The following is a 24,814-nucleotide window of genomic DNA, read 5'->3' as shown; positions in this document are numbered from 1 at the left end:
GACTAATTGTTGTTCCCCAAAAATAAGCCCGTAAACTGTTCCGCATGACTGCTACCCCAGACATATCCACTACCGCCGGAAAGATCGCGGATCTCCAGCAGCGTCTCGCGGAGGCTCGCATCCCCGTGGGCGAAGATGCGGTCCGCGCCATCCACGATGCGGAAAAGCTCACCGCGCGCGAGCGCATTGAGGCTTTGCTGGATGAGGGTAGCTTCACGGAGATCGATGCGCTGGCGCGTCACCGCTCCACCGCGTTCAAGCTGGATAAGACCCGCCCTCTGACCGACGGCGTGGTCTCCGGCTACGGCACCATCGACGGCCGTGCGGTATGCGTGTTTTCGCAGGATTCCAGCATCTTCGATGGCCAGCTGGGTGAGGTCACCGGTGAGAAAATCGTCAAGGTCCTGGAGATGGCCGTGAAATCCGGCACCCCGGTAATCGGCTTTTATGATGGCCTGGGCACCCGCGATAAAGAGGGCATCGTGAGCTTGGAGATGTATTCCAAGATCTACCGCCTGCAGGCGCAGGGCTCCGGTGTGATCCCGCAGATCGCCATCGTGGCCGGTGAAGTGGCTGGATCCCAGGCTCATGGCGTGGCGCTGTCGGACCTGGTCATTGGAATTGCTAACCAGGGCAGCGTGCGCTTGAACAAGGAGGATGCCGCTGATTCCATCGCGGATGCCACCTCCGGCCTGAGCCACCTCACCGCGGCTGATGAGCACGCCGCGATGGATCTTGCTGCTGAGCTGCTGGATTACCTGCCTTCCAACAACCGCGCTCTGGCACCCCGCGCGGATGACGTGGCCGAGGGTTCCGCCATTGACCTGGATTCCGCCATCCCCGACGAGCGCGATGCACAGTTCGATATGAAGGAGATTCTCTCCTCGGTGGTCGATGAAGATTCCCTGCTGGAGCTCCAGCCTGTGTTCGCGCCAAGCGTGATCACTTCGCTGGCTCGCGTGGCTGGCATCCCCGTGGGCATCATCGCCAATCAACCGCTGCAGGATGATGCGTGGCTGGATATTGATTCCGCCGAGAAGCTGACCCGCTTCACGCGCTTCTGCAACACCTTCAACCTTCCGTTGGTGTCCTTCGTGGATGCCCCGGGCTTCCATTCCGGAGAGTCCTCCGCCGCGACCACCCGCCGCACGGCCAAGCTGTTCGCCTCCACCGCGGATGCCACCGTGGGCAAGATCTCCGTGGTGGTCCGCCGCGCGTTCGGTTCGGCGTACCTCGCGATGGCCGCCAAGCGCATGGGCACCGACCTGGTGTTCGCCTGGCCCACCGCGCAGATCTCCACCGCGGATGCCGCCACTCTCTCTGCCACCTTGGGCAAGGATGAGGCCGAGCTGGAAGAGATGCTGGTCAACCCCTACGCTGCTGCCGAGCGCGGTTTGGTGGATGCCGTGATCCCACCGTCCCAGACCCGCAAGCAGGTCATCGATGGCCTCCGCCTGCTGGAGCGCAAGGTGGAAGACGGTTTCCACCGCAAGCACAACAACATGGCGCTGTAGGGGCCTTTTCAGGGATAAGGAGTTAGCTTCATGTCGAATCAGAATCCAGAGAATCACAACCCTGCCGAGCAGAATTCAGCTGAGCAGAACCCTGAGAGCACGCAGCCGGTTTCTTCCCACGTGGAAATCATCAAGGGCAATCTTTCCCCCACCCAGCGCCGCGCGGTAGAGCAGTTGGTGGGCGGGTTGGCCGAGTCCGTGGAGCGCGAGAAGAACGTCAAGCCACATCCGCGCGGTCACTATGGCACCCCGGGCAAGCCTCGTGCCATCAACACCTCTAACCCCGCTGGGTTCCGCACCGCCCGCCTGCCGTGAGCACGCCGAGCATGAGCGCACCAAGCATGAGCGCGCCTACCCACAACCGAGTCATCCTCGCCTCCACCTCCCCTTCGCGGCTCAGCATTCTGCGCTCAGCGGGCATCGAACCGCTCGTGGAACCCTCCGATGTTGACGAGGACGCAGCCGCTGCCCAACTCACGGACCCCTCCCCGGAGGAATTCGTGATGCATTTGGCGGAATCCAAGGCACGGGCGGCGTGGCGGCGTCGAGAAGAAGAGGGAAGAAACTCCCCATCCGACGTGCTCATCGGCGGCGACAGCATGCTCCTCCTGGACGGAAAACTGCAGGGCAAGCCGTACACGGTGGAGGAAACCATCGCCCGCTGGCAGCAGCAACGCGGCAAGGTGGCGCACTTGGTGACGGGCCACAGCGTGATCTACCAAGGCGAATCGCGCGTAGAGGCTGCCGTGACCGCGGTGCACTTTGGCTTTGTTTCCGACGCCGACATCCGCGCCTACGCCCAGACCAATGAACCACTTCTGTGTGCCGGGGCATTCACGTTGGAGGCGATCGGCGGCTGGTTTATCGACAAGATCGAGGGAGATCCATCCTCGGTAATTGGCCTCTCGCTACCGGTGGTGCGCCGGTCAATGGAGCATTTCGGCCTGCGCGTCAGCGATTACTGGAATCTCTAGCGCTGATCCATCGGCACCACGTGGCGCTGCTCCGGGCCGCTGTACTCGGAGAGCGGGCGGATCAGGGAGTTGTTCTCGAACTGCTCCACGATGTGCGCCGTCCAGCCCGCCACGCGGGCGATGACGAACAGCGGGGTGAAGAAGTCCACAGGGAATCCCAGCAGGTAATAGGCGGGGCCGGCTGGGAAATCGAGATTGGGCTGGATGCCGGTGCGAGAATCCATGGTGGCCGCCAGGTTCTCGTACATGGCGACCCACTTGGCGCCATCGTGGCGCTCGGCAAGGGCGCGGAAAGACTGCTCCATCGAGGGCACCCGACTATCGCCCTTCTTGTACACGCGGTGGCCAAAGCCCATGATGAGCTTCTTGTTATCCAGCGCATCATTGACCCATGCTTCGGCCTTGTCTGGATCATTGATTTCCAGCATGGTGTGCATGACGAACTCATTGGCACCACCGTGCAGCGGCCCCTTGAGAGCACCGATGGCTCCTGTGATGGCGGAATACACATCTGACCTGGTGGAGGTGATCACGCGGCTGGTGAACGTCGAGGCATTGAAGGAGTGTTCCGCGTAAAGGATCAGGGACTTCTCGAAATCCCGCACGTCCTCCGGGTTCGTGGCCGGGGAACCTTCCTCATTGCCAAACACCATGGAGAGCAGGTTTTCCGCCACGCCCTTATTGGGATCAGGGGCCACAATATCCTTGCCCTGACGCCTGCGGATATCCATGGCCATTGCCATCGGCAGCTGGGCCAGCAGGTTATGACCCACGTGAGTGATGTGCTCGGTATCCGGGGTGAAATGCTCCGGATCCTTGGTACCCATGTAGGACACCGCAGTGCGCATCACGTCCATGGGGTGGCAATCGGTGGGCAGCGAGTGGATCAGTGAAATCAGGCCTGGGTCCAGCTTGCGGTAGGAACGGCCGCGCTTATTGAACTCCGTGAGCTGCTCCTCCGTGGGCAGCTCCCCGTTCCACAACAGGTAGAAGACTTCCTCAAAGCTGCAGTTCTCCACCAGATCCTGCACCGCATAACCGCGGTAGGTCAGGGAGTTGGTCTCCGGCATGACCTTGGAGACAGAGGTGTAATCCGCGATGACTCCGTACAGACCCTTGCGGACATTGGGGTTGGCATCTGGAGTGGCGGGTGAGGTGGTGCTCATGATGTTTCTCCTAGTGGGTGGTGCTGGTGGGTGGTGCTGGTGGCGAGACTGTCGGCTTACTGGGCTAGCGGCTCAGAACAATCCCGGCGGGATGTGCGGGGCGCGGGAAAGGGTCTCATCATCGAAAGTCACGTTGAGTTGGTCCAGTTCGGAGGCACCGAGGTCAGCGGTGTTTTCGGCGACGCCAAGGAAGCGCTCCTGCTCGGCGTCGGACACAATGCCCTCGGCTAGCGTGCGGAATTTCGCGATGTAATCCTCCCGCCGGAACGGCCGAGCACCCAGCGGATGAGCATCGGCCACGGCCAGCTCCTGCTCGATCACGGTGCCATCGTTCATGGTCACCACTGCCCGCGCGCCAAAAGCCTTCTCGTTCGGATCCTCGGAGTGATAGCGGCGCGTCCATTCCGGGTCTTCCACCGTGCTGATCTTGTTCCACAGCTCGATGGTGGACGGCCGGTTGGCGCGCTCCGGGGCATAGCTGCGCTCGTGGTGCCACTGCCCGTCTTCCAGAGCAACGGCGAAAATGTACATGACCGAGTGATCCAGGGTCTCGCGGGAGGCGGAGGGATCGAACTTCTGCGGATCGCCGGAGCCCGTGCCGATCACAAAGTGCGTGTGGTGGCTGGTGTGCAGGACGATCGAGGCAATGTCCTGCAGGTTCGGGATCTTTTCCCGCATTGCGCGGGCGAGGTCAATCGGAGCTTGGGATTGATATTCGGCGGAGTGTTCCTTGGTGTAGGTATCCAGGATGGCTCGCTTCTCCTCCCCCGACTCTGGGAGTGGCACGGTGTAGCGCGCTTCGGGTCCATCGAGCATCCACGCGATCACCCCATCCTCACCCTCCCAGATTGGGGCTGGAGCTCCCTCCCCGCGCATGGCCCGATCCACGGCTTCCACGGCCATCTTGCCTGCGAAGGCCGGGGCATGAGCCTTCCAGCTGGAGATCTGTCCCTTGCGCGACTGCCGGGTTGCCGTGGTGGTGTGCAGCGCCTGGCCTACCGCCTGATAGATGGTCTGCCGGTCCAAGCCCAGCAGGGTTCCGATGCCCGCAGCAGCGCTGGGTCCGAGGTGCGCAACGTGGTCGATCTTGTGCTTGTGCAGGCTCATGCCCCGCACCAGGTTCACCTGGATCTCATAGCCGGTGGCAATGCCACGGATGAGGTCCTCGCCCGTCAAGCACTTGCCCTCTGCAAGGTGCTGGGCGACCGCCAGAATCGGTGGAATGTTATCCCCGGGGTGGGAATACTCCGCGGCCAAGAACGTGTCGTGGAAATCCAGTTCGCGGACCGCCACCCCGTTGGCCCAGGCTGCCCATTCTGGGCTCACCAGATCCCCCACTCCGAACACCGACGCGCCCCCGGAACGCGGAGCTGCATGGGCAAGGGCTTGCGCCCGAGCTGCGGAAACTGGGCGTCGAAGAACAGAAGCCACCGCCACGGACGCGTTATCGATGATCCGATTGATCACCATTTCCGCGGTGTCCTCCGGAACCGCGACAGGATCAGTGGCTACCTCGGCGACCTTCCAGGCAAAATGCTGTTCTTGCGGGAACTCCTCAGCGGATTTCCAGACGCGCACGGTGTGATCAATCATCGAAACCTAGTCTCTCCTGAGAAGCTGAATGTGTTGCGGATCACACTACCGAGGTAGACGAATACTTTCTCAGGAAAAACTAAACCCCGCGGTATTCCCACCCCATCACGGGGAGGAAACCACGGGGTTCCGAAGAGACTTTGGTTAAGCGTGCTTGGCTTCCACGCGCTTGATGGCCTCTTCAGCCACCAGCTGCTGGATGCCCATGTCCAGCTCAGACGTGAATCCCACGCAAGAGCAGTTGATCTCGCCCAGCACGTAGGTGTCGGTGCCATCCACGTCATCGGCCAGCATAAAGTCTGCGGTCCAGATCAATGGGATGTCATCTCCGCCGAGACGCTCAGCGATCACGGGGCGAGCCTCCGCGAACATGTCCACCAGCTCCTGCCACTTCTCTGGCTTGTCGTAGGTGTAGGTGGCGCCGGAGAACAGGGTTGCGGAGAAGTTATCTCCACCTGCGGCTGGCTTCTTGTGCACCACGAACACTGGGTGTGGGCCCACCAGGAGGATGCGAACTTCGCCCTCCACGATGCGTGGCATGAAGCGCATGTCCACGAGCATGCCGTTGTCACCCACGATGTACTGCTCACAGAAATCCATGAACTGGCCCAGCTCGCGAACCTCGGTGTGGTTATCCACGGCCTCGGTGCACTTGACCTTGGTGTCCAGCGGAAGAACGGTGCCTGGCTCCACGGACTGTGCCAGTTCCTTATCTTCCAGCTGCACGCGCCAGATGCCGGAGCCGGTGGAGCCACGGTTCTGCTTCAGAACGCGCTCACCGTAGGAAAGGGTCTTGGGGAAGGTGGAGTGGAAAGAATCCACATCGTAGTAAGCAGCGGTGTCTTCGGGAACCAGATCGGTATCGTTCAGCTTCACCAGAGCGTCTTTGGCACCGTAGGCCATCATCTCTTCTGGAGTGGACATGCCCACCAGGCCGGCATCCTTGGCCAGCTTGGTCAGCAGATCAAAGTAGGTCTTCTCGCCACCGGGGATGTTGCCCGGGTTCACGCGGGAAATGTAGGCATCGTACTTCTTGGAGACATCCTCGAAGATCTGCTCAGCGCGATCTGGGTGGAAGTACACAACTTCTGCAGTCCAGCCCTTCTCGCGGATGGCGTTCACGATGGGCATGGTGTCCCTGCGGTGCCCGTCCTCCCCCTTGTCATTTCCACCCTCTACCTCGAATACAACAATGCTTTTCTTCAATGTCTTGCCCTTCCCAGAGAGTTATTAAGTTTCCTCTGAGTATTTTATTGCCAGGCACCCATAACCGCAGGGCAAGCCATCCGCCGGCTCTCAGGATCACCGGGCCACAGAACCCCGATTCCCCCTATTCTGCGAACGCTGCATAAGAGACGCAGGAGAGCACGTAAACTCCCCTGCAGTAGGAAGGTGAAGCATGGGAATAGAACTAGACCCCAGCCCGGAGCTGGCTCAATACGCGCATCCACACAAGTTGGTGACCAGCGCGTGGTTGGGTGGCAAGTTGGGCTTGCCAGATCTCAAGGTCATTGAGAGCGACGAAGAATCGCTGCTGTATGACATTGGTCATATCCCCACCGCCATGCGGATCTGCTGGGACAAGGACCTCAATGATTCCCCGCACCGCGACTTCATAGATGGCGCTGCATTCGCTCGCCTCATGCAATCCAAGGGCATATCCCGAACGGATACGGTGGTGATCTACGGAGACCGTTCCAACTTGTGGGCCATGTACACGCTGTGGGTCTTCGAGCTTTTCGGCCACCCAGACGTGCGCTTGCTCGATGGCGGACGCGATGCGTGGATGCAGGAGGAAAAAGAAATCTCCTATGCCGTTCCAGAATTCCCGGCCACGGAGTACCCGAAGGTAACGCGCGATGATTCCACGCACCGCATCTTCGCCGATGAGCTGCAAAGCCGCTTAGAGGAGTTCCAGATTCTGGACCTGCGGGACCCGGTGGCTTTCTCCGGATCTTCTCCCGAGGACACCACCGCGCACAACAGCGTGAATGTGAGCCGGACTGGGCATATCCCCGGGGCGGCTAATCTTTCCAGCTCGGCCAACCTGTACCCCAACTCCCGTTTCCGCGCGCGGGCCGAGCTGGATCAACAGCTCCATTCCGCGCTGGCTGGGCAGGACCGTCAGTTGCAGCCCACTGGCCCCACGGTGGTGTACTGCACCGATGGAGCGCGCGCTGCTGGGCAGTGGTTCACCCTGCACCATCTCTTGGGCTGGGAGAATGTGAGGCTCTATGACGGCTCCTGGGTGGAATGGGGAAATCGGGTGCGAGCGCCGATCGCTCACGGTGACGCCAGCGCCAGCGCGTAAGTCCGGTACTCAGCGGATTCCCCGCGTAACATTTGCCAACAAACACTCGCTTCTATGTTCTGGAAGCAACCATGACTAAAGTAGTGACGTTCATGGGAAACTCTGAAGAAACCATTGTGGAGGATTAAGACGTGTCGGAGACTGCTCGGAAGATCACCAAAGTGCTCGTCGCAAACCGCGGCGAAATTGCAGTAAGGGTGATCCGCGCAGCTCGAGACGAAGGCATCGCCAGCGTGGCAGTGTACGCAGATCCGGATGCGGATGCTCCCTTCGTACGCATGGCCGATGAAGCCTATTCCATCGGTGGGCAAACCTCAGCCGAGTCCTACCTCGACTTCGAGAAGATCCTTGATGCCGCCCGCAAGTCCGGTGCCGATGCCATCCACCCCGGTTATGGATTCCTCTCCGAAAACGGCGATTTCGCTCAGGCTGTCCAGGATGCCGGCCTGGTATGGATCGGTCCACCACCAGCAGCTATCCACCAACTGGGTGACAAAGTCACCGCCCGCAACATCGCCACCCAGGTGGATGCCCCGCTGGCACCGGGAACCAAAGAACCTGTGAAGGATGCGGCCGAAATCCAGGCATTCGCCGAGGAGCACGGCCTGCCCATCGCGGTGAAGGCTGCATTCGGTGGTGGTGGCCGAGGCATGAAGGTGGCCTACACCATGGAAGAGATCCCCGAACTCTTCGAATCCGCAACCCGCGAGGCCACCGCGGCTTTCGGCCGCGGCGAGTGTTTCGTGGAGCGCTACCTGGATCGCGCCCGCCACGTGGAAGCTCAGGTGTTGGCGGATGAGCACGGCAACGTGGTAGTTGCCTCCACGCGTGACTGCTCCTTGCAGCGTCGTTTCCAGAAATTGGTGGAGGAAGCACCCGCCCCATTCCTGTCTGATGAGCAAAACGCGCGCATCTATGAATCCGCCAAGGCCATTTGCCGTGCCGCGGGTTACGTGGGCGCTGGCACCGTGGAGTACCTGGTAGCTCAGGATGGGCTGATCAGCTTCTTGGAGGTCAACACGCGCCTGCAGGTGGAGCACCCCGTCACCGAGCAGGTCACCGGATGGGATCTGGTGCGCGAGCAGTTCCGTATCGCCAATGGCCTGGAGCTCAGCCGCACCGAGGATCCCGAGATTCATGGGCACTCCATCGAATTCCGCATCAACGGCGAGGATCCCACCAATAACTTCATGCCCGCTCCCGGCCGGGTCACCGGATACCGCGAGCCAGCGGGTCCTGGCGTGCGCATGGATTCCGGAATCGAGGAGGGCGCGACCATCGGTGGCCAGTTCGATTCCATGCTGGCCAAGCTGATCGTCACTGGTCAGACCCGCGAAGAGGCCCTGCGCCGCTCTGCCCGCGCACTGGATGAATACGTGGTGGAAGGCCTGCCCACGGTCATCCCATTCCACCGCGAGATGGTGACCCACCCCGAGTTCACCGCCGAGAATGGCCAGTTCACGGTCTACACGCGCTGGATTGAGGAGGAGTGGGACAACCAACTGCCCGCCTACGAAGATCCCCTCGATGCGCCTGCCGCCTCCGGCGATGTAGTGGAGCTGCCTCGCCAGAAGGTCGTGGTGGAGGTGGACGATCAGCGCGTGGAGATCACCGTTCCGGGTGAGCTCATGGCTGCTGGCCAGAGCCTGCGCCGCCCACGTCGCCGCCGTGGCGTGGCTGGTCAGGTGGCCATCACCGGCGACACCGTGGCTTCCCCAATGCAGGGCACCGTGGTGAAGGTGGACATCGCCGAAGGCCAGGAAGTTGCCGAAGGCGATAGCCTGCTGGTGCTGGAAGCCATGAAGATGGAGAATGCTGTGAAGGCACACAAGTCCGGCATCATCCAAGGCCTCTCCGTTTACGCTGGTCAGGGGGTCACGAAGAATGAGCCAATGATGGAGATCGTGGACCCTGAGTCCGCGGAATAGCCCGAGTTAGCGCCCCGCTATGGACCGCATGGCCAATCAACTGGCTGGCCACTTGGCCAGGTACACCAAGCCCCGTCGTGGTTTCGTCTTGTCCTTGGATCAAGGCACCACGTCCACGCGGGCCATTATTTTCGACGCCAACGGCGTGCCAGTCAGCGATAGTCAGCTGGAACACCGCCAGATTTTTCCTCGGCCGGGCTGGGTGGAGCACGACCCCGAGGAGATTCTTCGTCATTCCCGCCGCGTGATCGCCGATGCCATTGCGGTGGCGGATCTCTCCTCAGAGCAGATTGCCTGCTTGGGCATCACCAATCAACGCGAGACCACGGTGATGTGGGATCGGAAGACCGGCAAGCCGGTGTATAACGCGATCGTGTGGCAGGACACGCGCACGGACAGCATCATCGCCTCGCTGGACAAGGAAACCAAGGAGATGTTCCAGCAGCGCACTGGCCTGCCTGCTTCCACGTATTTCTCCGGGCCGAAGATCCGCTGGCTGCTGGACAACGTTGAGGGAGTCCGTGAGCGGGCAGAGCGCGGAGAGCTCGCGGTAGGCACCATTGATTCCTGGCTGGTGTGGGAACTGACGCGTCGTTCCCGGAAACACCACGGGAGTGCCGCCGCGGCTGGCAAGGGTGTCAAGCACGTCACGGATGTCACCAATGCATCGCGCACCATGCTCATGGACCTGCGGACTCAGAAGTGGGACCCGGAGCTGTGCGCGGCGCTGGACATCCCCATGAACCTGCTGCCGGAGATCGTCAGTTCTTCTGAAGTTGTGGGTACTGTGCGCCGCTCTGGGCCTGCTCATGGCGTGCTGATCAGCGGCATTCTGGGCGATCAGCAGGCGGCCACCTTCGGGCAGGCATGCCTGCGCCCGGGTGAAGCCAAGAACACGTATGGAACGGGCAACTTCCTGCTGCTCAATACGGGTACGGAACCGCAGACCTCCGACCATGGTTTGATCACCACCGTGGCCTACCGTTTGGGCAATCAGCCCGCGGTGTTCGCACTGGAGGGTTCCATCGCCGTCACCGGCTCCTTGGTGCAGTGGCTGCGGGATAACCTGGGCTTCTTCGCTGATGCCGAGGACGTGGAGGAGCTGGCCCGCAGCGTGGAAGACAATGGGGGCTGCTACGTGGTGCCGGCGTTCTCTGGATTGTTGGCTCCCCGCTGGCGGCCGGAAGCTCGTGGCGCCATCGTGGGCCTCACCCGCTATGTGACCAAGGCGCACATTGCCCGCGCCGCCTTGGAATCCACGGCCTTCCAAACCCGCGAGGTGGTGGAGGCGATGAACAAGGATTCCGGCGTGCCCCTGAAATCTCTCAAGGTGGATGGCGGAATGGTGCAAAACTCCCTGCTCATGCAGTTCCAGGCTGATCAGCTGGGATTGCCAGTCACTGTATCCAAGGTGGCGGAAACCACCGCTCTTGGCGCGGCCTTTGCCGCTGGGCTCTCCGTGGGATTCTTCAGCGATCTGGATGAGATTCGCAGGTTGTGGCGCGAGCGCTGTACCTACAAGCCGGATTCCACCAAGGAAGTTCGCGATGAGCTTTACCGCCAGTGGAACCGGGCGGTTGAGCGGAGTTTTGACTGGGCGGAAGACGAGTAGGATGACGGGCATGAACCACCCAGGCCATCCGAACTCACCTCATCTGCGGGTTAGTGACCCGGAGCGCCAGGATGCAATCACCGTTTTGGGCAGCCACTTCGCAGAAGGTCGGCTCACCCTGGATGAGTTCGAACTGCGCAGCTCGCAGGCCGCAAACGCGGTTCACCGGGGTGACCTCGATGCGATTTTCCGGGACCTCCCGGCACTCTCCCCCGGCTCGCACCTCATGCCCATGTATTCCGCGGCAGAGATTGAACGGGTGCGTCGCAACGGGGCAAAACCCAAGCCCGCGATTCTCGGTCTCACGGCCATCGGCGCAGTGGGCGCTTCGATTATCCTCTCGCCCATCTGGGCTTCCTCAGCCGTGCTTTTGCTGCTCATCCCCGCGGTAGCGCTGCTCCTGTACGTGGCCAAGGTGGGGCCGGATTCCTGGCACGCGCCTTCGCAGAAACGCTTGGAGCGCAACCGCTTGCGGGCCATCCGGATGGAACGGCAGATGGAGATTGAGCAGCGCAAGGCGCAGCGGCGCGCTCAGCGCGATGAGCTCACGCATAACGCCATGCAGTTTGCCAACAAGTCCATCGGCAAGCGGATTAACCGCCACAACTAGGGACGTGCCACGTCCTTAGCGTGGAACTGCTCCACCACTCCGGCGAACATGCGGATGCCCACGCCGATGGAGCGCTCGTCAAACACGATATCTGGCTGGTGCAGGTCCGGCTTCTCCCCCTTGCCATCCCACGCGCCGAGGCGCGCCATGGATCCCGGCACGTGCTCGAGGTACCAGCTGAAGTCTTCTCCACCGCTGGACTGCGGGGCCTCCCGCAGCGCGTATGGGTCGCGGTCCTTGACCGCCTGGGCGATTAGCGCGGTGGCCACATCATCGTTGGTGACCGGCGGCACGCCCTTGGTGTAGCGAATCTCCATCTCGGCACCCGTGGGGGCCACGATCTGTTCCAGGAGTTCGGTGAGCAGCGCCTCGCCTTGGCGCCACACGCCTGCCTGCGCGGTGCGGAATGTGCCCAGCAGGCGAACTTCCTGCGGAATGGCATTGAACGTGCCCCCGCCATTGATCGCTCCGAAGACGACAACGGTGCCTGAGCGAGGATCGAGGCGTCGGGTAAGAAGGCCCGGCAGTTGAGTGATGATCAGACCCGCTGCGTACACCAGATCCGACGTGAGGTGCGGACGGGAGGTGTGGCCACCGTGGCCGCGCAGGATGATCTCGATCACGTCAGAGGCGCTGGTGATGGGGCCGGTGCGCACGCCGATTTCCCCGGTTCGCAGCTTGGGCTCGCAGTGCACTGCGTAGATGGACTGCACGTCATGCAGCGCACCGGCCTCGATGACCTCCACTGCCCCGCCGTCCATGACTTCTTCGGCAGGCTGGAAGATGCAGCGCACGCGCACGGGCAAAACATCCTCGCCATGCTCCTTGACCAGCGCGGCCAGCCCGCAGGCCAGGGCCAGGACGATCACGGTGTGGATGTCATGCCCACAGGCGTGCATCACCCCGGGGTTCTCGGAGGCAAAATCCAGGCCGGTCTGCTCCTGGATGGGCAGGGCATCGATGTCACCGCGGAAGGCAATCATCGGTGCATCTGCGGGACCGATGTCCACGGTCGCGCCGGTGGAAGGCAACGCGCGGGGCTCCAGCCCGGCTTCGCGCAGCTTGCTCAGCAGAAATTCGGTGGTGGCAATCTCCATGTGGGATAGCTCGGGGTTGCGGTGCAGTTGGCGCCGCCACTGCCGAATAATCTCGCGGTTTTCCTCAACCCACGCACTCACAAAAGTGGAGATGCTCACGCGATCCACGCTAGCCCTGACCTTCCTGTTGCCGAGTATCTGTTCTTTTTTTCCGACGCCACCCCTGCCACTTCCGCAGCTAAGTAGTGCATCTCAATCCTCCCTAGTGTAGACCCACCCCGTGACGCTGAGTGCATGCTGTGGGAGCGAGCGGTATTTTGGGGTACATGACTGAATCTGACTTGTCCCCGCAGGAATTGGCCACCCAAGCATCCCAGGCTCTGCTGGAGCGAACCTCGCAGGATAAATTCGATGTCGCGGTGGTGTTGGGTTCCGGTTGGCGGCCAGCTGCTGACGTGCTGACGGAGAACGCGGAGGAGCTCATGGAGTTCCCCATGGCGGAGCTTCCGGGCTTCCTGCCTCCGTCCGCTGAGGGGCACGGTGGAACGATCCGCGCGTGTGTCATCGCAGGTCAGCGAGTGTTGGTGCTACTGGGTCGCACCCATGCGTATGAGGGTCATGAGCTCTGGCGCACCGCGCATGCCGTGCGCACCGCAGCCGCCGCTGGTGTGAGCACCGTGGTGCTGACCAACGCAGCCGGTGGCCTGGTGGAGGGCATGCAGGTGGGCGAGCCCGTGCTGATCAGCGACCACATCAACTTCACCGCCAAGACTCCCCTGAGCGGCGCCAACTTCGTGAACCTGGTGGATGCCTACTCCCCTAAGCTGCGTGAACGCGCACAGGAGCTCCGCCCCGGCATGCGCGAGGCCGTTTACGCGATGATGCCTGGTCCGCAGTATGAAACCCCCGCGGAGATCCACATGCTGCGCACCCTGGGTGCGGGGCTGGTGGGCATGTCCACGGTCTACGAAACCATCGCCGCGCGCGAAGCCGGGGTGGATGTCCTGGGCATCTCACTGGTAACCAACCTGGCTGCCGGCATGACCGGCGAGGCTTTGAATCACCTCGAAGTGCTGGAGGCAGGCAATGCCGCAGCGCAGGATATGGGCGAGCTGCTCCGAAAGCTGCTGGGCGCCAAATGAACCTGAAATTTGGAACCGCAGGCCTGCGCGCAGTGGTCGGTCCGGGGGTTGATCAGCTCAACGTGCCCAACGTGACCCGAGCTACGGCGGGAGTGGCAGCGTGGATGAAAAAGGCGTTGCAGCCCATTCGTGCGGATGGCCGTTTCCAGGTGGCCGTGGGTTACGACGCCCGCTACGGCTCCCACCCGTTTGCCCGCTCCACGGCCGAAACCTTCGCTGGTGCCGGGTTTGCCGTAACGCTCATCGCTGAGCCAGGGGCCACCCCGATCTTGGCGTGGCTGGTGAAATCCCGGCAGTTCGATGCGGGCGTGCAGATCACCGCCAGCCATAACCCCGGCGGGGACAACGGCTACAAGCTGTACCTGGACGGCGGGCGGCAATTGCTGAGCCCTGCGGACGTGGAGATCGAAGCGGAGATTGCCCAGCAGCCCGCCGCCTCGCTGATCCCCCGTTCCGAAGCGAAATCCATGGATCTCGGTGCGCAAAACGGTTATGTCACCGCCATCTCCCAGCTGGTGGCCTGCGGTGAGCAGGAGAAACTCCGCAAGCGCCGCACCTTGAAGATCCTCTACACTCCCCTGCACGGCGTGGGCGGTGAGGCGCTGGAATCCGCGCTGCGCACCAACGGTTTTGGCGATATTCACTTCGTGGCCGCTCAGCGCTGGCCCGATCCGGAATTCCCCACCGTGGCCTTCCCCAACCCGGAAGAGCCCGGAGCCACGGACCTGCTGTTGCAGGAGGCCCGCGAACTGCAACCAGATCTTCTCATCGCCCTTGATCCCGACGCCGACCGCTGCATGCTCGGCGTACCCGATCCAAGCAACACGAAATATGGATACCGCATGCTTCGCGGTGATGAGACCGGCCCACTGATGGCGAAGAGAATCGTGGGTGAGTGCAGGGTGGCGTCGGAAGAAAAGGACGGCCAACCTGCACCTGTGGTGGCGACCACGGTGGTGTCCAGTCAGCTGCTGGGGCGCATGGCCGCGCACTATGGCTGGAATTACGTGGAGACGCTCACCGGGTTCAAGTACCTCGCGCGCGCTGCGGATGACCAGCCCGGGGAGCTGGCGTTTGCCTACGAGGAGGCTATCGGCACGTGTCCAGCACCGCACGTGGTAGCAGATAAGGATGGCATCGCCACCGCGCTAATCGCCGCGCAATGGGTTGCCGAACTGAAGGAAGCTGGGCGTGGGCTGCTGGATGAGCTGGCCGAACTGGAGGCCACGCATGGCGTATTCCGGACCGGACAGGTGAGCATGCGCTACGAAACATCGGAGCAGGCATACAAACTGGTCTCTCAAATTTTGAGTGCTCCACCGCGGGAATTGGGAGGCTTGGAAGTGCAGGCCTCAGTAATCAAAGACTCGGCTGATCGCATCACCGACGGTGTAAAAATGACTGGCCAACAGGGCGAATTGACCGTTCGAGTCATTGCCCGCCCTTCGGGCACAGAACCGAAGGCCAAGTTCTACTTGGAAGTCACCGGCCCTGCGGGAAGCCGCGAAAACGTTGAGGCACTCTACGACAAGTTCGAATTTGATGTCATCAACTTGTTTTAGTTGAGCTCGCTGAGGTCGATGTTTCGGGGGCCGTAGAGGCGGTCACCGGCATCGCCCAAGCCGGGCAGGATGTAGGAATCCGAGTTCAGCTCTGGGTCCACCACTGCCGTGACCAGCTTTTTCACATTCACGCCAGCCTCAACCAGCGCGTCCACACCCGGCTGGGCGGAGATCATGCAGATGCACGTGATGTCATCCGCGCCACGACCTTCCAGCAACCGGATGGCGTGCAGCAGCGAGCCTCCGGTGGCCAGCATGGGATCCACCAAGAAGACTGGCTGACCGGAAAGATCCTGTGGCAGTGCTTCCAGGTAAGGCACTGGCTCGTGGGTTTCTTCATCGCGAGCCAGGCCAATGAAGCCCACCTGCGCGTCCGGAATCATGGAGAGCGCAGGGTCAATCATGCCCAGGCCAGCGCGGATAACCGGCACGATAATCGGTGGCTTAGCCAGGCGGAAACCCTCAGCGGTGGCCACGGGGGTCTGAACATCGAAGGACTGCAGCTCTAAATCCTTGGCTGCCTCGTACACCAGCATTGCGCCCAGGTCCGCGAGCGCGGCGCGGAATGCTGCATTGTTACTGCGTTCGTCCCTCATGATCGTCATGCGCGATGCGATCAGCGGGTGTTCTACCACCTGAATTTCCATGGTTTCTGAGTCTACTCGGTCTGCTCCAGCGCCCGCGTGAACCTTTGCTCAAGTTGCGGAGTCTAAGGGTGGTGAAGAAATTTTCTGGACGGGAAAAGACTCATCTTGGGGCGGAGCGAGCGGTGAATGTGTGGAATGAGGGTGCAGGTGGCTCGTTAGTAGCTTCCGTGGGGGACATTGATTCGGTGGCCGCCGCGGTGGCGCAATTGGGGCGTCAACTGGGCAATCCGCGTGAAGCGATGGCCGCACGGTGGGTAGCGCCCATCGTCCCGGAAGCCGAAGGTTTCCTGCAGGCGTTAACTCAGGCCCGCGGTCAGCACGCCACCTCCCTGCAGGCTCTCTCTTCCTTTTTTCTCGACGCCCACTCCTCCCTCACCCACCTCAACAGCCAGTTCGTGGAGCATGAACGCGGCACGGCTGCGAACTGGAATCGGTGGGAACGATGAATCTTCTGGAACTGATTCAACCGCTTGCCCAGTTGGCACCCTCACCTCTTTCGGCAGGTCATACCGCACTCCCGCGAGACACTGACCTGGATTTGGCGCGGGAGATTCCCGTTCGCCTAGCCGGCGCGTTGGAAGGCGAGGCCGGTGTGGCGATTGAGCGCTCACTGAGCAAGGGCGCAGACGATGTGCAACAAGCTCTCGAGGCAGGTTCAGCGGTAGATCGCATTGCCCGCAGGGCTGAACAAGCTGTTGATTCTGCGATTCAAGACATCACGGTAATCGCGAAGGAATGCTTGCAGGCATGCGCCGCCGCCATGGTTTCTTCACTGGCCAGCACCGGAGTTTTGGGCGGGATGGCTGCGGCAAAGGTTCCCGCAATCGTGGACGAATACTGGCTGCGGGCACACGAACGGCTGGCTGCATTGGGCCGGGAACTCAGTGGACTCACCGTAGAAATCAATGGCGTGCCTTTCCCAGATGTTGGCGTAGGGCCCAAAGATGGGAGCATCACGGGGAACCCGCGAGGAGCTGTAGGCTCTGCACTTCCTGCATCTCCCGCGGCTGCCGAGACACCCGCGCTGTTATCTTCCGCTGATTCCACCTCTGCTGGAGTCCCGCCCATCGAGCCAATTCCCAGCGATTCCAGCACGGCCGATCCTGCCCTTCCTAGTCCAACTGACGCGGATACCGTGGTTGTTAGTGCCCCGTCCCCCGAAGCTGCCAAGGCAGTAGAGGCAGCCCGCAGTGCCCTGGGCACTCCGTATCAATGGGGTGGCACAGCACCAGGGGTGGGGCTTGATTGCAGTGGATTGACCCAATGGGCCTATGCCCAAGCCGGGGTGGATATTCCCCGGACGGCGCAACAACAGGCCATGGGCACCCCGGTTGATGCCAGCAACCTCCTACCGGGCGACCTCGCAGTGTGGGACGGGCACGTCGCCATGCTCACGGGAGATGGGCAGATGATCGAGGCGGGAGATCCCGTGCAGATCAGTCCCGTGCGGACGGAAAACATCGGCATGAACTTCCTTGGCTTCTACCGTCCTACCGGCTAGAAGCACCCCTCCATCCATCACGCACACAGCACCCACGCTCCACCTAACCTTCACCGATACCGATTGAAGAAAGATTGCCCTCATGCGGAACTCCGGACTCGCAAGAATCGTCAGCCAACCCACCCCGCGCGAATATAACGTCGCCCAGTTTCTGGGTGAAGAGCCACCCACTGTGCCCACGGTGCTCACCGCGGAGCTTCGGCACACTCTACGGAAACATACAGATCCCACGTCGAAAAGCAGTCCGCAGACCAGCTAGAATGACCACTTATGGCATTTGAAAAAGGCTCGCGCACTTTCGGCAATGGCATTGTTGCCCTCGAAATGGAGCTCACTAGCGGTACCTGGTACACGCTGTGGGCGCCAAACTGGCAGGTTGGAGGCGAACAATGGCAGGCATTCCTCGGGGATAAAGACCACCTCTTCGTCTTCAAATCCCCCGCCGAAGTGCTGGCGTTTATCGAGTCCACCCCGAAGCATGACCTGTCTGATCACCCGAAGTGGCAGAACTTCCTCAAGGACAAGGCCACCAACGTGGTGCCCAAGTCCGATGGCAAAGTCAGCTTCGTAGAGCTTCCCGCCAAGCTCGCGGATCGCCCAGGCTATGAGTCAACCCTGGCAGTGACCCGCAGTTTCGATCTGTTGCAGTCCTTCGGCTCTGTGCTGAATATCTCCAGCATCAACTCGTGGTTCAAGAGCTACTCGATCCTGCAGAACACCCGCCGTGGCGCGGATCATTACGCGAGCCAGAATGGCATGGAAGAGTGGTCTGGAGTGGGCCGCACGGTGCTCGATAAATGGGCCACCATGACCGATGACATTGAGCCATTCCTCAAGCACCCAGACTTGGATGAAGCGGATGTAGAAGATGCCCAAAAGCGCATCGATGCAGCTCGTGAAGCACGCCAGGCCAAGCTTGCGACAATGCAGGAGAAAAAGGAGACTGCGTCCGAGGATGCAGACCCTTATGATTCCACTATCTGGGCCTCCACCGGGATCGATCCGATCCGCATCACGATGAACAACCAGTACGTCTACACCCTGCGCTGCTACGTGGACTCTAAGCCGGTCTTCCTGGGCCGCCACGGGGAGATCAACACCTTCCCCAACCCTCGCTCTCTGGTGCGCTGGCTGATCGATGCTCCGAAGCACGATCTCGATGAGCTTGCCACCTGGGGAGATATCCTCACCGCAGCCAATGCCGGTGAGCTAGAGGTTGAGGTTCACCCCACCAATGAGTACTCCTTCAATGGTCTCCGCGAGGACATCAGTAAAGATCTCAACGCGGTGGATACCGATCAGCTTTCCCGCGCTTATGAACTGCTCGCAGACGCTGCAGACTGGGCCGAGGACGATGCCGTGAACAAGGTACTGCTGGCTTACCCACGCCTCCAGAATTACCTGGCTTTCCAGATGGGCACCCCAAGTGAGATCACTCCCTCGGCTCCTTTCGACGAGGAAGTGAAGGGCTGGAGGGTTCTCGAAGAAGGCCTGACCAAGCGATTCACTAAGTTCTGATCCGCGCACTACACCCCGTAGATCAACGAAAGCCGGCCTCGCTATTTTGCGAGGCCGGCTTTTGCACTATCGATCAGCGAGTGAATGCTTTAACGAGGTTGGGAATTTCCATCAGTTGGGAAGTTGCCATCGGTGGGGTTGTTCCCGTTTTGAGGGAAGCCACCACCAAACTGCTCATTACGGGGTGCTGCCTGGTTGGTCTGCTGGTTTGGCTGGCCACCAAATGGCTGGCCTGGAGCTCCATAACCTGGCTGGCCTGCAGGTCCAAAACTTGCCTGGTCTGCAGGTCCGAAACCTGGTTGAGCTGGGCCACCGAAGCCCTGCTGGCCTGTGAGATCGCTAGCGTTCTTCTGCTTACGCAGGCCGAAGTCAATCTTGGAGGACTCCAGAAGCTGGGCGCGTTGTGTGAGCAGAAGCCACACGCCAACAGCCAGAACCAGCAGCTGAACCAACCATGAGAGGTAGTATCCGGCACCGAAGCCCTCGGTTACTGATCCGCCGTAAGTGGAGACTTCTTCGGTATCGAGCCTGCCACCGGTGAAGGAGAACAGAACCAGCAACAGCAGGCCGATCACGCCAGAAGCGGTGGTCAGGATACCTGCGAGAAGCCCTTCCCTCTTGAGGAAGAAGAGGACGATAGCGCCGATGACCAGCCCCAGCGTAAGGATGGTCAGCACCATGTGCCCAGGATCAGCCTTCACCATTTCTTCTGCTGCGCTGGGATCCACGCCATTGACCTTGCCCTGACCCCATCCGTTGACAATTGCTTCCACGGAGAAGCCGAAGACGGTGACCACTGCGCTGTACCACTTCATGGTGAAGAAAATGAGCTGCAGTACGGTCAGCGCAGCCAGTCCGGCTCCAACTAACTGCAGGAGCGGACGGGAGCGCAGGCTGGCGAGAGCTGCGTTTGCCTGCGCCTTGGCATTGCTCTGGGTACTTGGGTTGCCTGGGTTACCTTGCGGGGCAGGATTCTGCTGCCACTGCTGGCCCTGGTTTGGCTGACCCGCATTGAACTGCGCTGGGTTCGTTTGCCCTGGGTTAGCCTGTCCCTGATTGAACTGGCCTGGGTTGTTATGCCCTGGGTTTGCCTGACCCTGGTTGAACTGGCCAGGATTCTGCTGCCCTGGGTAACCCTGCGAACCAAACTGACCCTGCGGTTGTTGACCGAAGTTATTCTGGCCCGGCTGCGGGGCATCAGACCCATAGGGATTCTGATTTGTCATGTGGCTTCCTCCTCTTGTCGTTCACTCGCCGTGATTCGGCGCCAAAAAAGCTGGTGAAACTACAGTCTAAGCCATCTGAGCTTTCACTATGCGCGCAATTCGTGATTCAGCGCTTCCAGCTCTCCACCGCCGGCCATCTCTTGGGTGAGCTGCTCCAAAGTAACCTCGTCGCGCGAGGCATCCAGCACCTGCTTGCCCAGATTCAGCAGCACAAAGTGGTCTCCCACCAAGTGCGCGTGATGCGGGTTGTGCGTAATAAACACCACGCCCACCCCGCGTTCCGCAGCGGCGCGGATGAATCTCAAGACCATACCGGATTGCTTCACACCCAGCGCTGCGGTGGGCTCATCCAGAATCAGTACCTTGGCTCCGAAGTACAGGGCGCGGGCAATAGCCACCACTTGGCGCTGACCACCGGACAGCGTGCTGATGGGCACGTCCACATCGGCGATATCCACGCCCATCTTCCGCAGTTCTTCCGCTGCGGTGGTACGCATCTCGGCTTCCTTCAGTCGACCCAGGAAACCGGTCTTTTCCTGCCCCAGGAAGAAATTGCGCCACACGCTCATCTGATCCACCACGGCCAGATCCTGGTACACGGTGGCAATCCCCCGGTCCAGTGCGTTCTTTGGCGTGCGGAAAGAGACCTCGTCCCCCTCCACCAGCATCTGCCCCGAAGAGGCAGTATGCCTACCAGCCAGGATCTTGATCAAGGTGGACTTACCGGCACCGTTATCGCCCAGTACACACGTAACTTGTCCTGGGAAGATCTGCAGGTTGATGTCTTCGAGCACGTGGATTTCGCCATAGCTCTTGCCAATGGAATTAAGTTCCACGAGCGCCGGGTTGGCGTCGGATAAAGAGGTCATGAACGGGCTCCCATCAAACGCGAGAAGGAATTATTACTTATCACGGCGAGCAACAACATCACACCGAGGAAGAACTTGAACCAATCTGGATTCCAGCCCGCGTAGACGATGCCCTGGTTGGTCATGCCGAAAATCAACGCACCAATGGCCGTGCCCACTGCGGTACCGCGGCCGCCCGTCAAGGCACAGCCGCCGATCACCGCGGCGATGATGTAGAGGAATTCATTGCCGACGCCCTGCCCGGCCTGGATGGAGTCGAAAGCGAAGAGATTGTGCATGCCAACAAACCACGCAGCAAACGCCACGAACATGAACAGGGTGATCTTGACCCGACGCACGGGAACGCCCACGGCGCGGGCGGCTTCGGCGTCTCCACCTACAGCAAATACCCAGTTACCGAAGCGGGTCTTGAAGAGCAACCAGCTTCCCAGAGCCACGAACAAGATCCACCAGAGCACGGTGACCTGCACGTGCACCCCGAAGATGTTCAGCGAGCTGGCGAAGACGGCCTTGGCTGAGGTGTAGCCTTCCATGTCAGAGATGGTGGGTGTGGCTACCTGGCCGGTGACCATCTTGGTGACTGCCAGGTTGATGCCCTGCAGCATGAGGAAGGTGGCCAGGGTGATGAGGAAGCTGGGGATGCCCGTGCGCATCACCATGTAGCCGTTGAAAGCGCCGATAGTCAGGGCGATGAGCAGGGAGAGCAACACGCCGGCCCAGCTGTTGAGCCAGTAGTTGTAGTTCAGCATGGTGGCCGCCAGCGCGGAGGTGGTGACTGCCACGCCGGTGGAGAGGTCGAACTCGTCGCCGATCATCAGCAGGCCCACGGCCAGCGCAATGATGCCGATGGTGGAGCTGGCGTAGAGGACGGTGGCGAACGCGTCCATGCTGCGGAACGCGGGGGCCACGATGAGGAAGAGGGTGAAGATGACGATGGCACCCAGCGCACTGGTGAGCTCCGGGCGGCGGAACAGGGTCTTCATGGTTTAGCGCAGCCCCTTTTCTGCGGCGTCTGCGATGGCATCCACGTTACGGGAATCCACGAAGCTCGGGCCGGTGAGCACGGCCTGGCCACCACCCACGGTGGAGCCGTTACGCTTGGCCAGCCACAGGGCATCCACTGCCATGTATCCCTGCAGGTAGGGCTGCTGATCCACGGCGAACTGCACCTTGCCATCGCGGATGGCCTGCACCAGTTCTGCGTTGGTGTCAAAGGTGGCGATCTTGGCATCAGAGTTGGCAGCATCCGCTGCCTTCTTGGCGACGAGTGCCACTGGAGCCACCAGGCCCATCACGTAATCGATGCTGGAATCCTGGGACAGCTTGGCCTGGATGGTGGACTGCACGCTGGTGAGATCCATGCCGTTGACATAGATGGTCTCTACCTTGGCGGGCTGAGCACCCTTCTTGATGCCGCTGCAGCGGGATTCCTGGGAGGTGTTTCCCTGCTCGTGAATCACACAGAGGACGTGCTGGGCTTTGTCCTCAGCGAGGCGCTCGCCAGCGCGCTCACCGGCGATGGACTCGTCCTGGCCGAAGAACGCGGTGAGGCCGTATTTTTGGTAGTCAGACATGCCCGCGTTCAAGCCGACCACGGGGATGCCCTCCTTGCTGGCGCGCTGCGCAGCGGGGCCGATGGCCTCTGCGGTGGGCAGGGTCAGGGCGATGCCATCCACGTGGGAATCGACAGCATTTTGCACCAGGTTGGCCTGATCTGGAGCTTGTGGGGAAGAGCTGTAGCGAAGTTCGATGTTGTTCTTCTTCGCTGCATCCTCGGCACCAGCGCGGACGAGATCCCAGAAGGTATCTCCGGGAGCACCGTGGCTCACCATGGCCACGGTGTAGCGCGGGGTATCCACCCCGCCGCCACCTTCGCCGTTGCCTGCGGTATCGCGTGGGCGACCGCCGGTTGCGGAACATGCGGACAGAGCCAGCAGCGCGGCGATGACCACCAGCGCGATCACCGCCCGGGCGGCAAATGCTGGCGTGGAGGCGGCACGGAGGGCCGGCTGATTATTCACTGAACTTGTTGACACAAAAGCTGATTGTGCGCAGGTCAGGGGCGGTAGTCAAACCCACTTGCACGCTTCTGAATCAATAAAGAGCGCTGGTGCAGCGGTTATTGCTTGGTGCCACCCACGGGGCCGCCTGCAGCGCCACCGTTAGTGCCGTCTTCAGTGCCGTCTTCGTCATCGTCATCATCCAGGCTCAAACCAAGCTGTTCCAGCTCAGCCTTGAGGTTTTCCATGGAGAGCTCCATCTGCTCCTGACCATCCAGTTCACCACCGGGATGACCGTGGTTATGACCGTGGCCGCCATGCAGCCTGCCGAGGCCACCCGATAGCCCGCCTGTCAGCTCAGCATCGTCCATATCTTCACCGGTGGCGTCGTAGTCTTCTGCCCCGAAGTGCTCCCCCAGCTGCGCGTAGGCGGGGTAGATGATGTTGCGCTCCAGATCCTCACGCAGCGCGGCGGTGCAGAAAGCCACCTCTAGAGCATTGGTGGTGAACTCCAGGAACTGCCAGTATTCCAGGTCAAACGCCTCGGCAAGCACCTCAAACTCATGGGTCATGGTGGTGCCGGATACCAGACGATTATCCGTGTTGATGGTGCACACAAAGCCCATGTCATACAGCAGATTGAAGGGGTGATCGGCGATCTCCTCGGCGATACCCGTCTGAGTATTAGAAGTGGGGCAGATCTCCAACGGGATGCGCTGATCCCGCACCGCGCGGGCAATGGGCCCCAGCTCCACGCCGCTCATGGTCGCCTCGAAATCCTCGAAGACACGCACTCCATGGCCGATGCGGCGAGCACCCTGCGCCAGGGCATCCTTCATGGATTCCGGGCCGGCAGCCTCACCGGCGTGAATGGTGAAGGGCACCAGATTGGCACGCAGCAGGTCAAAAGCTTCCTTGTGATTCGACGCCGGGAAGCCGTCCTCTGCACCCGCGATGTCAAAGCCCACCACGTATCCCTCGCCAGGGGTGTGCTCGCCGAAGTTATCCACCGTGAGCTGGGCAATTTCGGTCGCCCGGTCCGCGTGGCGCATTGCGCACAGCAGCAGCCGAACGTGGATGCGCTTGCCCTGTTCAGAGACCACGCGCTCACCTTCCTTCACGCCCTGAACCGTGGCATCCACCACGTCCTGCAGACTCAAGCCCTGCTCCAGGTGCTGCTCCGGCGCGTAGCGCAGTTCCGCGTACACCACGTTGTCTTCCGCCAGATCTTCCACTGCCTCGCGCGTGACCCGCACCAGGGATTCCTTGGTCTGCATCACCGCGGTGGTGTGCGCAAAGGTGGTGAGGTAGGTGGGCAGGTCACCGGAGTTGGCAGCATCATAAAACCACTGCTCCAGCTCCACAGGATCGGTGGTGGGAAGCTGATATCCAATCTGGTTCGCCAGCTCCACGATGGTGGCGGGGCGCAATCCGCCATCGAGGTGATCGTGCAATTCCACTTTGGGGAGCGAGGCCAGAATTTGTGTATCAATCATGTGCTGCATCCTACCCTCATGGGCCAATGCCACAGCCCCCTCCCCTTCTGCGCACCGGCACTCGTGGCCGGGTAATCAAGCAGAAGGAAAGGGGGCTGGGATGGAGAT

General features: G+C 61.1%; 22 protein-coding genes. 12 read left to right on the top strand and 10 right to left on the bottom strand.

Features of this window, described 5'->3' with window-relative positions:
- Window positions 1–44 precede the first annotated feature (44 nt).
- From IRY30_RS02760 to IRY30_RS02750, 3 genes are read left to right on the top strand one after another with little or no spacing between them, the layout of a single operon-like run.
- Window positions 45–1,514, top strand: coding sequence for an acyl-CoA carboxylase subunit beta (locus IRY30_RS02760; protein ID WP_194555861.1), 1,470 nt, complete (start codon window positions 45–47; stop codon window positions 1,512–1,514).
- A 30-nt stretch (window positions 1,515–1,544) separates the two neighbouring features.
- Window positions 1,545–1,829: a hypothetical protein gene (locus tag IRY30_RS02755; RefSeq protein ID WP_194555860.1), complete on the top strand. Its 285-nt coding sequence runs from the start codon at window positions 1,545–1,547 to the stop codon at window positions 1,827–1,829.
- 11 nt (window positions 1,830–1,840) lie between these two features.
- Window positions 1,841–2,488, top strand: a complete 648-nt coding sequence (locus IRY30_RS02750) for a Maf family protein (RefSeq protein WP_194555859.1) — start codon at window positions 1,841–1,843, stop codon at window positions 2,486–2,488.
- Here IRY30_RS02750 and IRY30_RS02745 read toward each other — a convergent pair.
- The 3 genes from IRY30_RS02745 to IRY30_RS02735 all read right to left on the bottom strand — a co-directional run bounded on the left by IRY30_RS02745 (window position 2,485) and on the right by IRY30_RS02735 (window position 6,453).
- Window positions 2,485–3,654 carry a bifunctional 2-methylcitrate synthase/citrate synthase gene (locus IRY30_RS02745; RefSeq protein WP_194555858.1) on the bottom strand — a complete coding sequence of 390 codons (1,170 nt, stop codon included), beginning with the start codon at window positions 3,652–3,654 and terminating at the stop codon, window positions 2,485–2,487. The two genes, IRY30_RS02750 and IRY30_RS02745, sit on opposite strands and share 4 nt — an antisense overlap.
- A 72-nt stretch (window positions 3,655–3,726) precedes the next feature.
- Window positions 3,727–5,247 (bottom strand): 2-methylcitrate dehydratase PrpD, encoded by a 1,521-nt coding sequence (gene prpD, locus IRY30_RS02740; protein ID WP_194555857.1) that lies wholly within the window; start codon window positions 5,245–5,247, stop codon window positions 3,727–3,729.
- A gap of 144 nt (window positions 5,248–5,391) precedes the next feature.
- Window positions 5,392–6,453 (bottom strand): Cj0069 family protein, encoded by a 1,062-nt coding sequence (locus tag IRY30_RS02735; RefSeq protein ID WP_194555856.1) that lies wholly within the window; start codon window positions 6,451–6,453, stop codon window positions 5,392–5,394.
- 193 nt (window positions 6,454–6,646) lie between these two features.
- Between IRY30_RS02735 and IRY30_RS02730 the strand changes: the two genes are divergently transcribed.
- The 4 genes from IRY30_RS02730 to IRY30_RS02715 all read left to right on the top strand — a co-directional run bounded on the left by IRY30_RS02730 (window position 6,647) and on the right by IRY30_RS02715 (window position 11,708).
- Window positions 6,647–7,558, top strand: a complete 912-nt coding sequence (locus IRY30_RS02730; protein WP_194555855.1) for a sulfurtransferase — start codon at window positions 6,647–6,649, stop codon at window positions 7,556–7,558.
- Between the two features lie 131 nt (window positions 7,559–7,689).
- On the top strand, window positions 7,690–9,486 hold the full coding sequence (locus tag IRY30_RS02725; RefSeq protein WP_194555854.1) for an acetyl/propionyl/methylcrotonyl-CoA carboxylase subunit alpha: 1,797 nt from the start codon (window positions 7,690–7,692) through the stop codon (window positions 9,484–9,486).
- A 28-nt stretch (window positions 9,487–9,514) separates the two neighbouring features.
- Complete coding sequence (gene glpK / locus IRY30_RS02720; RefSeq protein ID WP_228502509.1) at window positions 9,515–11,098, top strand: glycerol kinase GlpK; 1,584 nt, start codon at window positions 9,515–9,517, stop codon at window positions 11,096–11,098.
- A 10-nt stretch (window positions 11,099–11,108) separates the two neighbouring features.
- Complete coding sequence (locus tag IRY30_RS02715) at window positions 11,109–11,708, top strand: DUF1707 domain-containing protein (protein WP_194555852.1); 600 nt, start codon at window positions 11,109–11,111, stop codon at window positions 11,706–11,708.
- On the opposite strand, the gene IRY30_RS02710 is transcribed toward IRY30_RS02715, so the two are convergent.
- Window positions 11,705–12,904, bottom strand: a complete 1,200-nt coding sequence (locus IRY30_RS02710; protein ID WP_288813218.1) for an amidohydrolase — start codon at window positions 12,902–12,904, stop codon at window positions 11,705–11,707. The genes IRY30_RS02715 and IRY30_RS02710 overlap by 4 nt on opposite strands.
- A 167-nt stretch (window positions 12,905–13,071) precedes the next feature.
- On the opposite strand from IRY30_RS02710, the gene IRY30_RS02705 reads away from it, so the two are divergent.
- Window positions 13,072–13,887, top strand: a complete 816-nt coding sequence (locus IRY30_RS02705; protein WP_194555850.1) for a purine-nucleoside phosphorylase — start codon at window positions 13,072–13,074, stop codon at window positions 13,885–13,887.
- Complete coding sequence (locus IRY30_RS02700; protein ID WP_194555849.1) at window positions 13,884–15,449, top strand: phospho-sugar mutase; 1,566 nt, start codon at window positions 13,884–13,886, stop codon at window positions 15,447–15,449. The genes IRY30_RS02705 and IRY30_RS02700 overlap by 4 nt, the downstream gene beginning before the upstream one ends.
- On the opposite strand, the gene upp is transcribed toward IRY30_RS02700, so the two are convergent.
- Complete coding sequence (gene upp, locus IRY30_RS02695; protein ID WP_194555848.1) at window positions 15,446–16,096, bottom strand: uracil phosphoribosyltransferase; 651 nt, start codon at window positions 16,094–16,096, stop codon at window positions 15,446–15,448. The two genes, IRY30_RS02700 and upp, sit on opposite strands and share 4 nt — an antisense overlap.
- A gap of 71 nt (window positions 16,097–16,167) precedes the next feature.
- Here upp and IRY30_RS02690 point away from each other — a divergent pair, with 71 nt between their 5' ends.
- The 3 genes from IRY30_RS02690 to IRY30_RS02680 all read left to right on the top strand — a co-directional run bounded on the left by IRY30_RS02690 (window position 16,168) and on the right by IRY30_RS02680 (window position 19,115).
- Window positions 16,168–16,542 carry a hypothetical protein gene (locus IRY30_RS02690; protein WP_194555847.1) on the top strand — a complete coding sequence of 125 codons (375 nt, stop codon included), beginning with the start codon at window positions 16,168–16,170 and terminating at the stop codon, window positions 16,540–16,542.
- The gene (locus IRY30_RS02685) at window positions 16,539–17,597 is read left to right on the top strand and encodes a C40 family peptidase (RefSeq protein ID WP_194555846.1); all 1,059 of its coding nucleotides are present in this window, start codon (window positions 16,539–16,541) and stop codon (window positions 17,595–17,597) included. The genes IRY30_RS02690 and IRY30_RS02685 overlap by 4 nt, the downstream gene beginning before the upstream one ends.
- Before the next feature lie 270 nt (window positions 17,598–17,867).
- Window positions 17,868–19,115, top strand: a complete 1,248-nt coding sequence (locus IRY30_RS02680; protein ID WP_194555845.1) for a hypothetical protein — start codon at window positions 17,868–17,870, stop codon at window positions 19,113–19,115.
- A gap of 89 nt (window positions 19,116–19,204) precedes the next feature.
- On the opposite strand, the gene IRY30_RS02675 is transcribed toward IRY30_RS02680, so the two are convergent.
- From IRY30_RS02675 to IRY30_RS02655, 5 genes are all read right to left on the bottom strand, one after another.
- On the bottom strand, window positions 19,205–20,341 hold the full coding sequence (locus IRY30_RS02675) for a hypothetical protein (protein WP_194555844.1): 1,137 nt from the start codon (window positions 20,339–20,341) through the stop codon (window positions 19,205–19,207).
- Window positions 20,342–20,427: 86 nt separating this feature from the next.
- Window positions 20,428–21,210: an ATP-binding cassette domain-containing protein gene (locus IRY30_RS02670; RefSeq protein ID WP_194555843.1), complete on the bottom strand. Its 783-nt coding sequence runs from the start codon at window positions 21,208–21,210 to the stop codon at window positions 20,428–20,430.
- Window positions 21,207–22,193 (bottom strand): ABC transporter permease, encoded by a 987-nt coding sequence (locus IRY30_RS02665; RefSeq protein WP_194555842.1) that lies wholly within the window; start codon window positions 22,191–22,193, stop codon window positions 21,207–21,209. Before IRY30_RS02665 ends, IRY30_RS02670 begins: the two co-directional genes overlap by 4 nt.
- A gap of 3 nt (window positions 22,194–22,196) precedes the next feature.
- Window positions 22,197–23,174 carry a substrate-binding domain-containing protein gene (locus IRY30_RS02660; RefSeq protein WP_309826327.1) on the bottom strand — a complete coding sequence of 326 codons (978 nt, stop codon included), beginning with the start codon at window positions 23,172–23,174 and terminating at the stop codon, window positions 22,197–22,199.
- A gap of 155 nt (window positions 23,175–23,329) precedes the next feature.
- Window positions 23,330–24,706 (bottom strand): adenosine deaminase, encoded by a 1,377-nt coding sequence (locus IRY30_RS02655; protein WP_194555841.1) that lies wholly within the window; start codon window positions 24,704–24,706, stop codon window positions 23,330–23,332.
- Window positions 24,707–24,814: the final 108 nt, after the last annotated feature.

Origin of the sequence: Corynebacterium suicordis DSM 45110, from assembly GCF_015351405.1 — a bacterium.
GTDB lineage: Bacteria > Actinomycetota > Actinomycetes > Mycobacteriales > Mycobacteriaceae > Corynebacterium > Corynebacterium suicordis.
Note: the sequence above shows the minus strand (reverse complement) of the source record. Positions and strands in the feature narration are given on the sequence as shown.

Coding starts and splice junctions, on each gene's coding strand:
- IRY30_RS02760 (WP_194555861.1), top strand. CDS start 45: ATGACTGCTACCCCAGACATATCCACTACCGCCGGAAAGATCGCGGAT.
- IRY30_RS02755 (WP_194555860.1), top strand. CDS start 1,545: ATGTCGAATCAGAATCCAGAGAATCACAACCCTGCCGAGCAGAATTCA.
- IRY30_RS02750 (WP_194555859.1), top strand. CDS start 1,841: ATGAGCGCACCAAGCATGAGCGCGCCTACCCACAACCGAGTCATCCTC.
- IRY30_RS02745 (WP_194555858.1), bottom strand. CDS start 3,654: ATGAGCACCACCTCACCCGCCACTCCAGATGCCAACCCCAATGTCCGC.
- prpD (WP_194555857.1), bottom strand. CDS start 5,247: ATGATTGATCACACCGTGCGCGTCTGGAAATCCGCTGAGGAGTTCCCG.
- IRY30_RS02730 (WP_194555855.1), top strand. CDS start 6,647: ATGGGAATAGAACTAGACCCCAGCCCGGAGCTGGCTCAATACGCGCAT.
- glpK (WP_228502509.1), top strand. CDS start 9,515: ATGGCCAATCAACTGGCTGGCCACTTGGCCAGGTACACCAAGCCCCGT.
- IRY30_RS02715 (WP_194555852.1), top strand. CDS start 11,109: ATGAACCACCCAGGCCATCCGAACTCACCTCATCTGCGGGTTAGTGAC.
- IRY30_RS02705 (WP_194555850.1), top strand. CDS start 13,072: ATGACTGAATCTGACTTGTCCCCGCAGGAATTGGCCACCCAAGCATCC.
- IRY30_RS02700 (WP_194555849.1), top strand. CDS start 13,884: ATGAACCTGAAATTTGGAACCGCAGGCCTGCGCGCAGTGGTCGGTCCG.
- upp (WP_194555848.1), bottom strand. CDS start 16,096: ATGGAAATTCAGGTGGTAGAACACCCGCTGATCGCATCGCGCATGACG.
- IRY30_RS02685 (WP_194555846.1), top strand. CDS start 16,539: ATGAATCTTCTGGAACTGATTCAACCGCTTGCCCAGTTGGCACCCTCA.
- IRY30_RS02680 (WP_194555845.1), top strand. CDS start 17,868: ATGGCATTTGAAAAAGGCTCGCGCACTTTCGGCAATGGCATTGTTGCC.
- IRY30_RS02675 (WP_194555844.1), bottom strand. CDS start 20,341: ATGACAAATCAGAATCCCTATGGGTCTGATGCCCCGCAGCCGGGCCAG.
- IRY30_RS02670 (WP_194555843.1), bottom strand. CDS start 21,210: ATGACCTCTTTATCCGACGCCAACCCGGCGCTCGTGGAACTTAATTCC.
- IRY30_RS02665 (WP_194555842.1), bottom strand. CDS start 22,193: ATGAAGACCCTGTTCCGCCGCCCGGAGCTCACCAGTGCGCTGGGTGCC.
- IRY30_RS02655 (WP_194555841.1), bottom strand. CDS start 24,706: ATGATTGATACACAAATTCTGGCCTCGCTCCCCAAAGTGGAATTGCAC.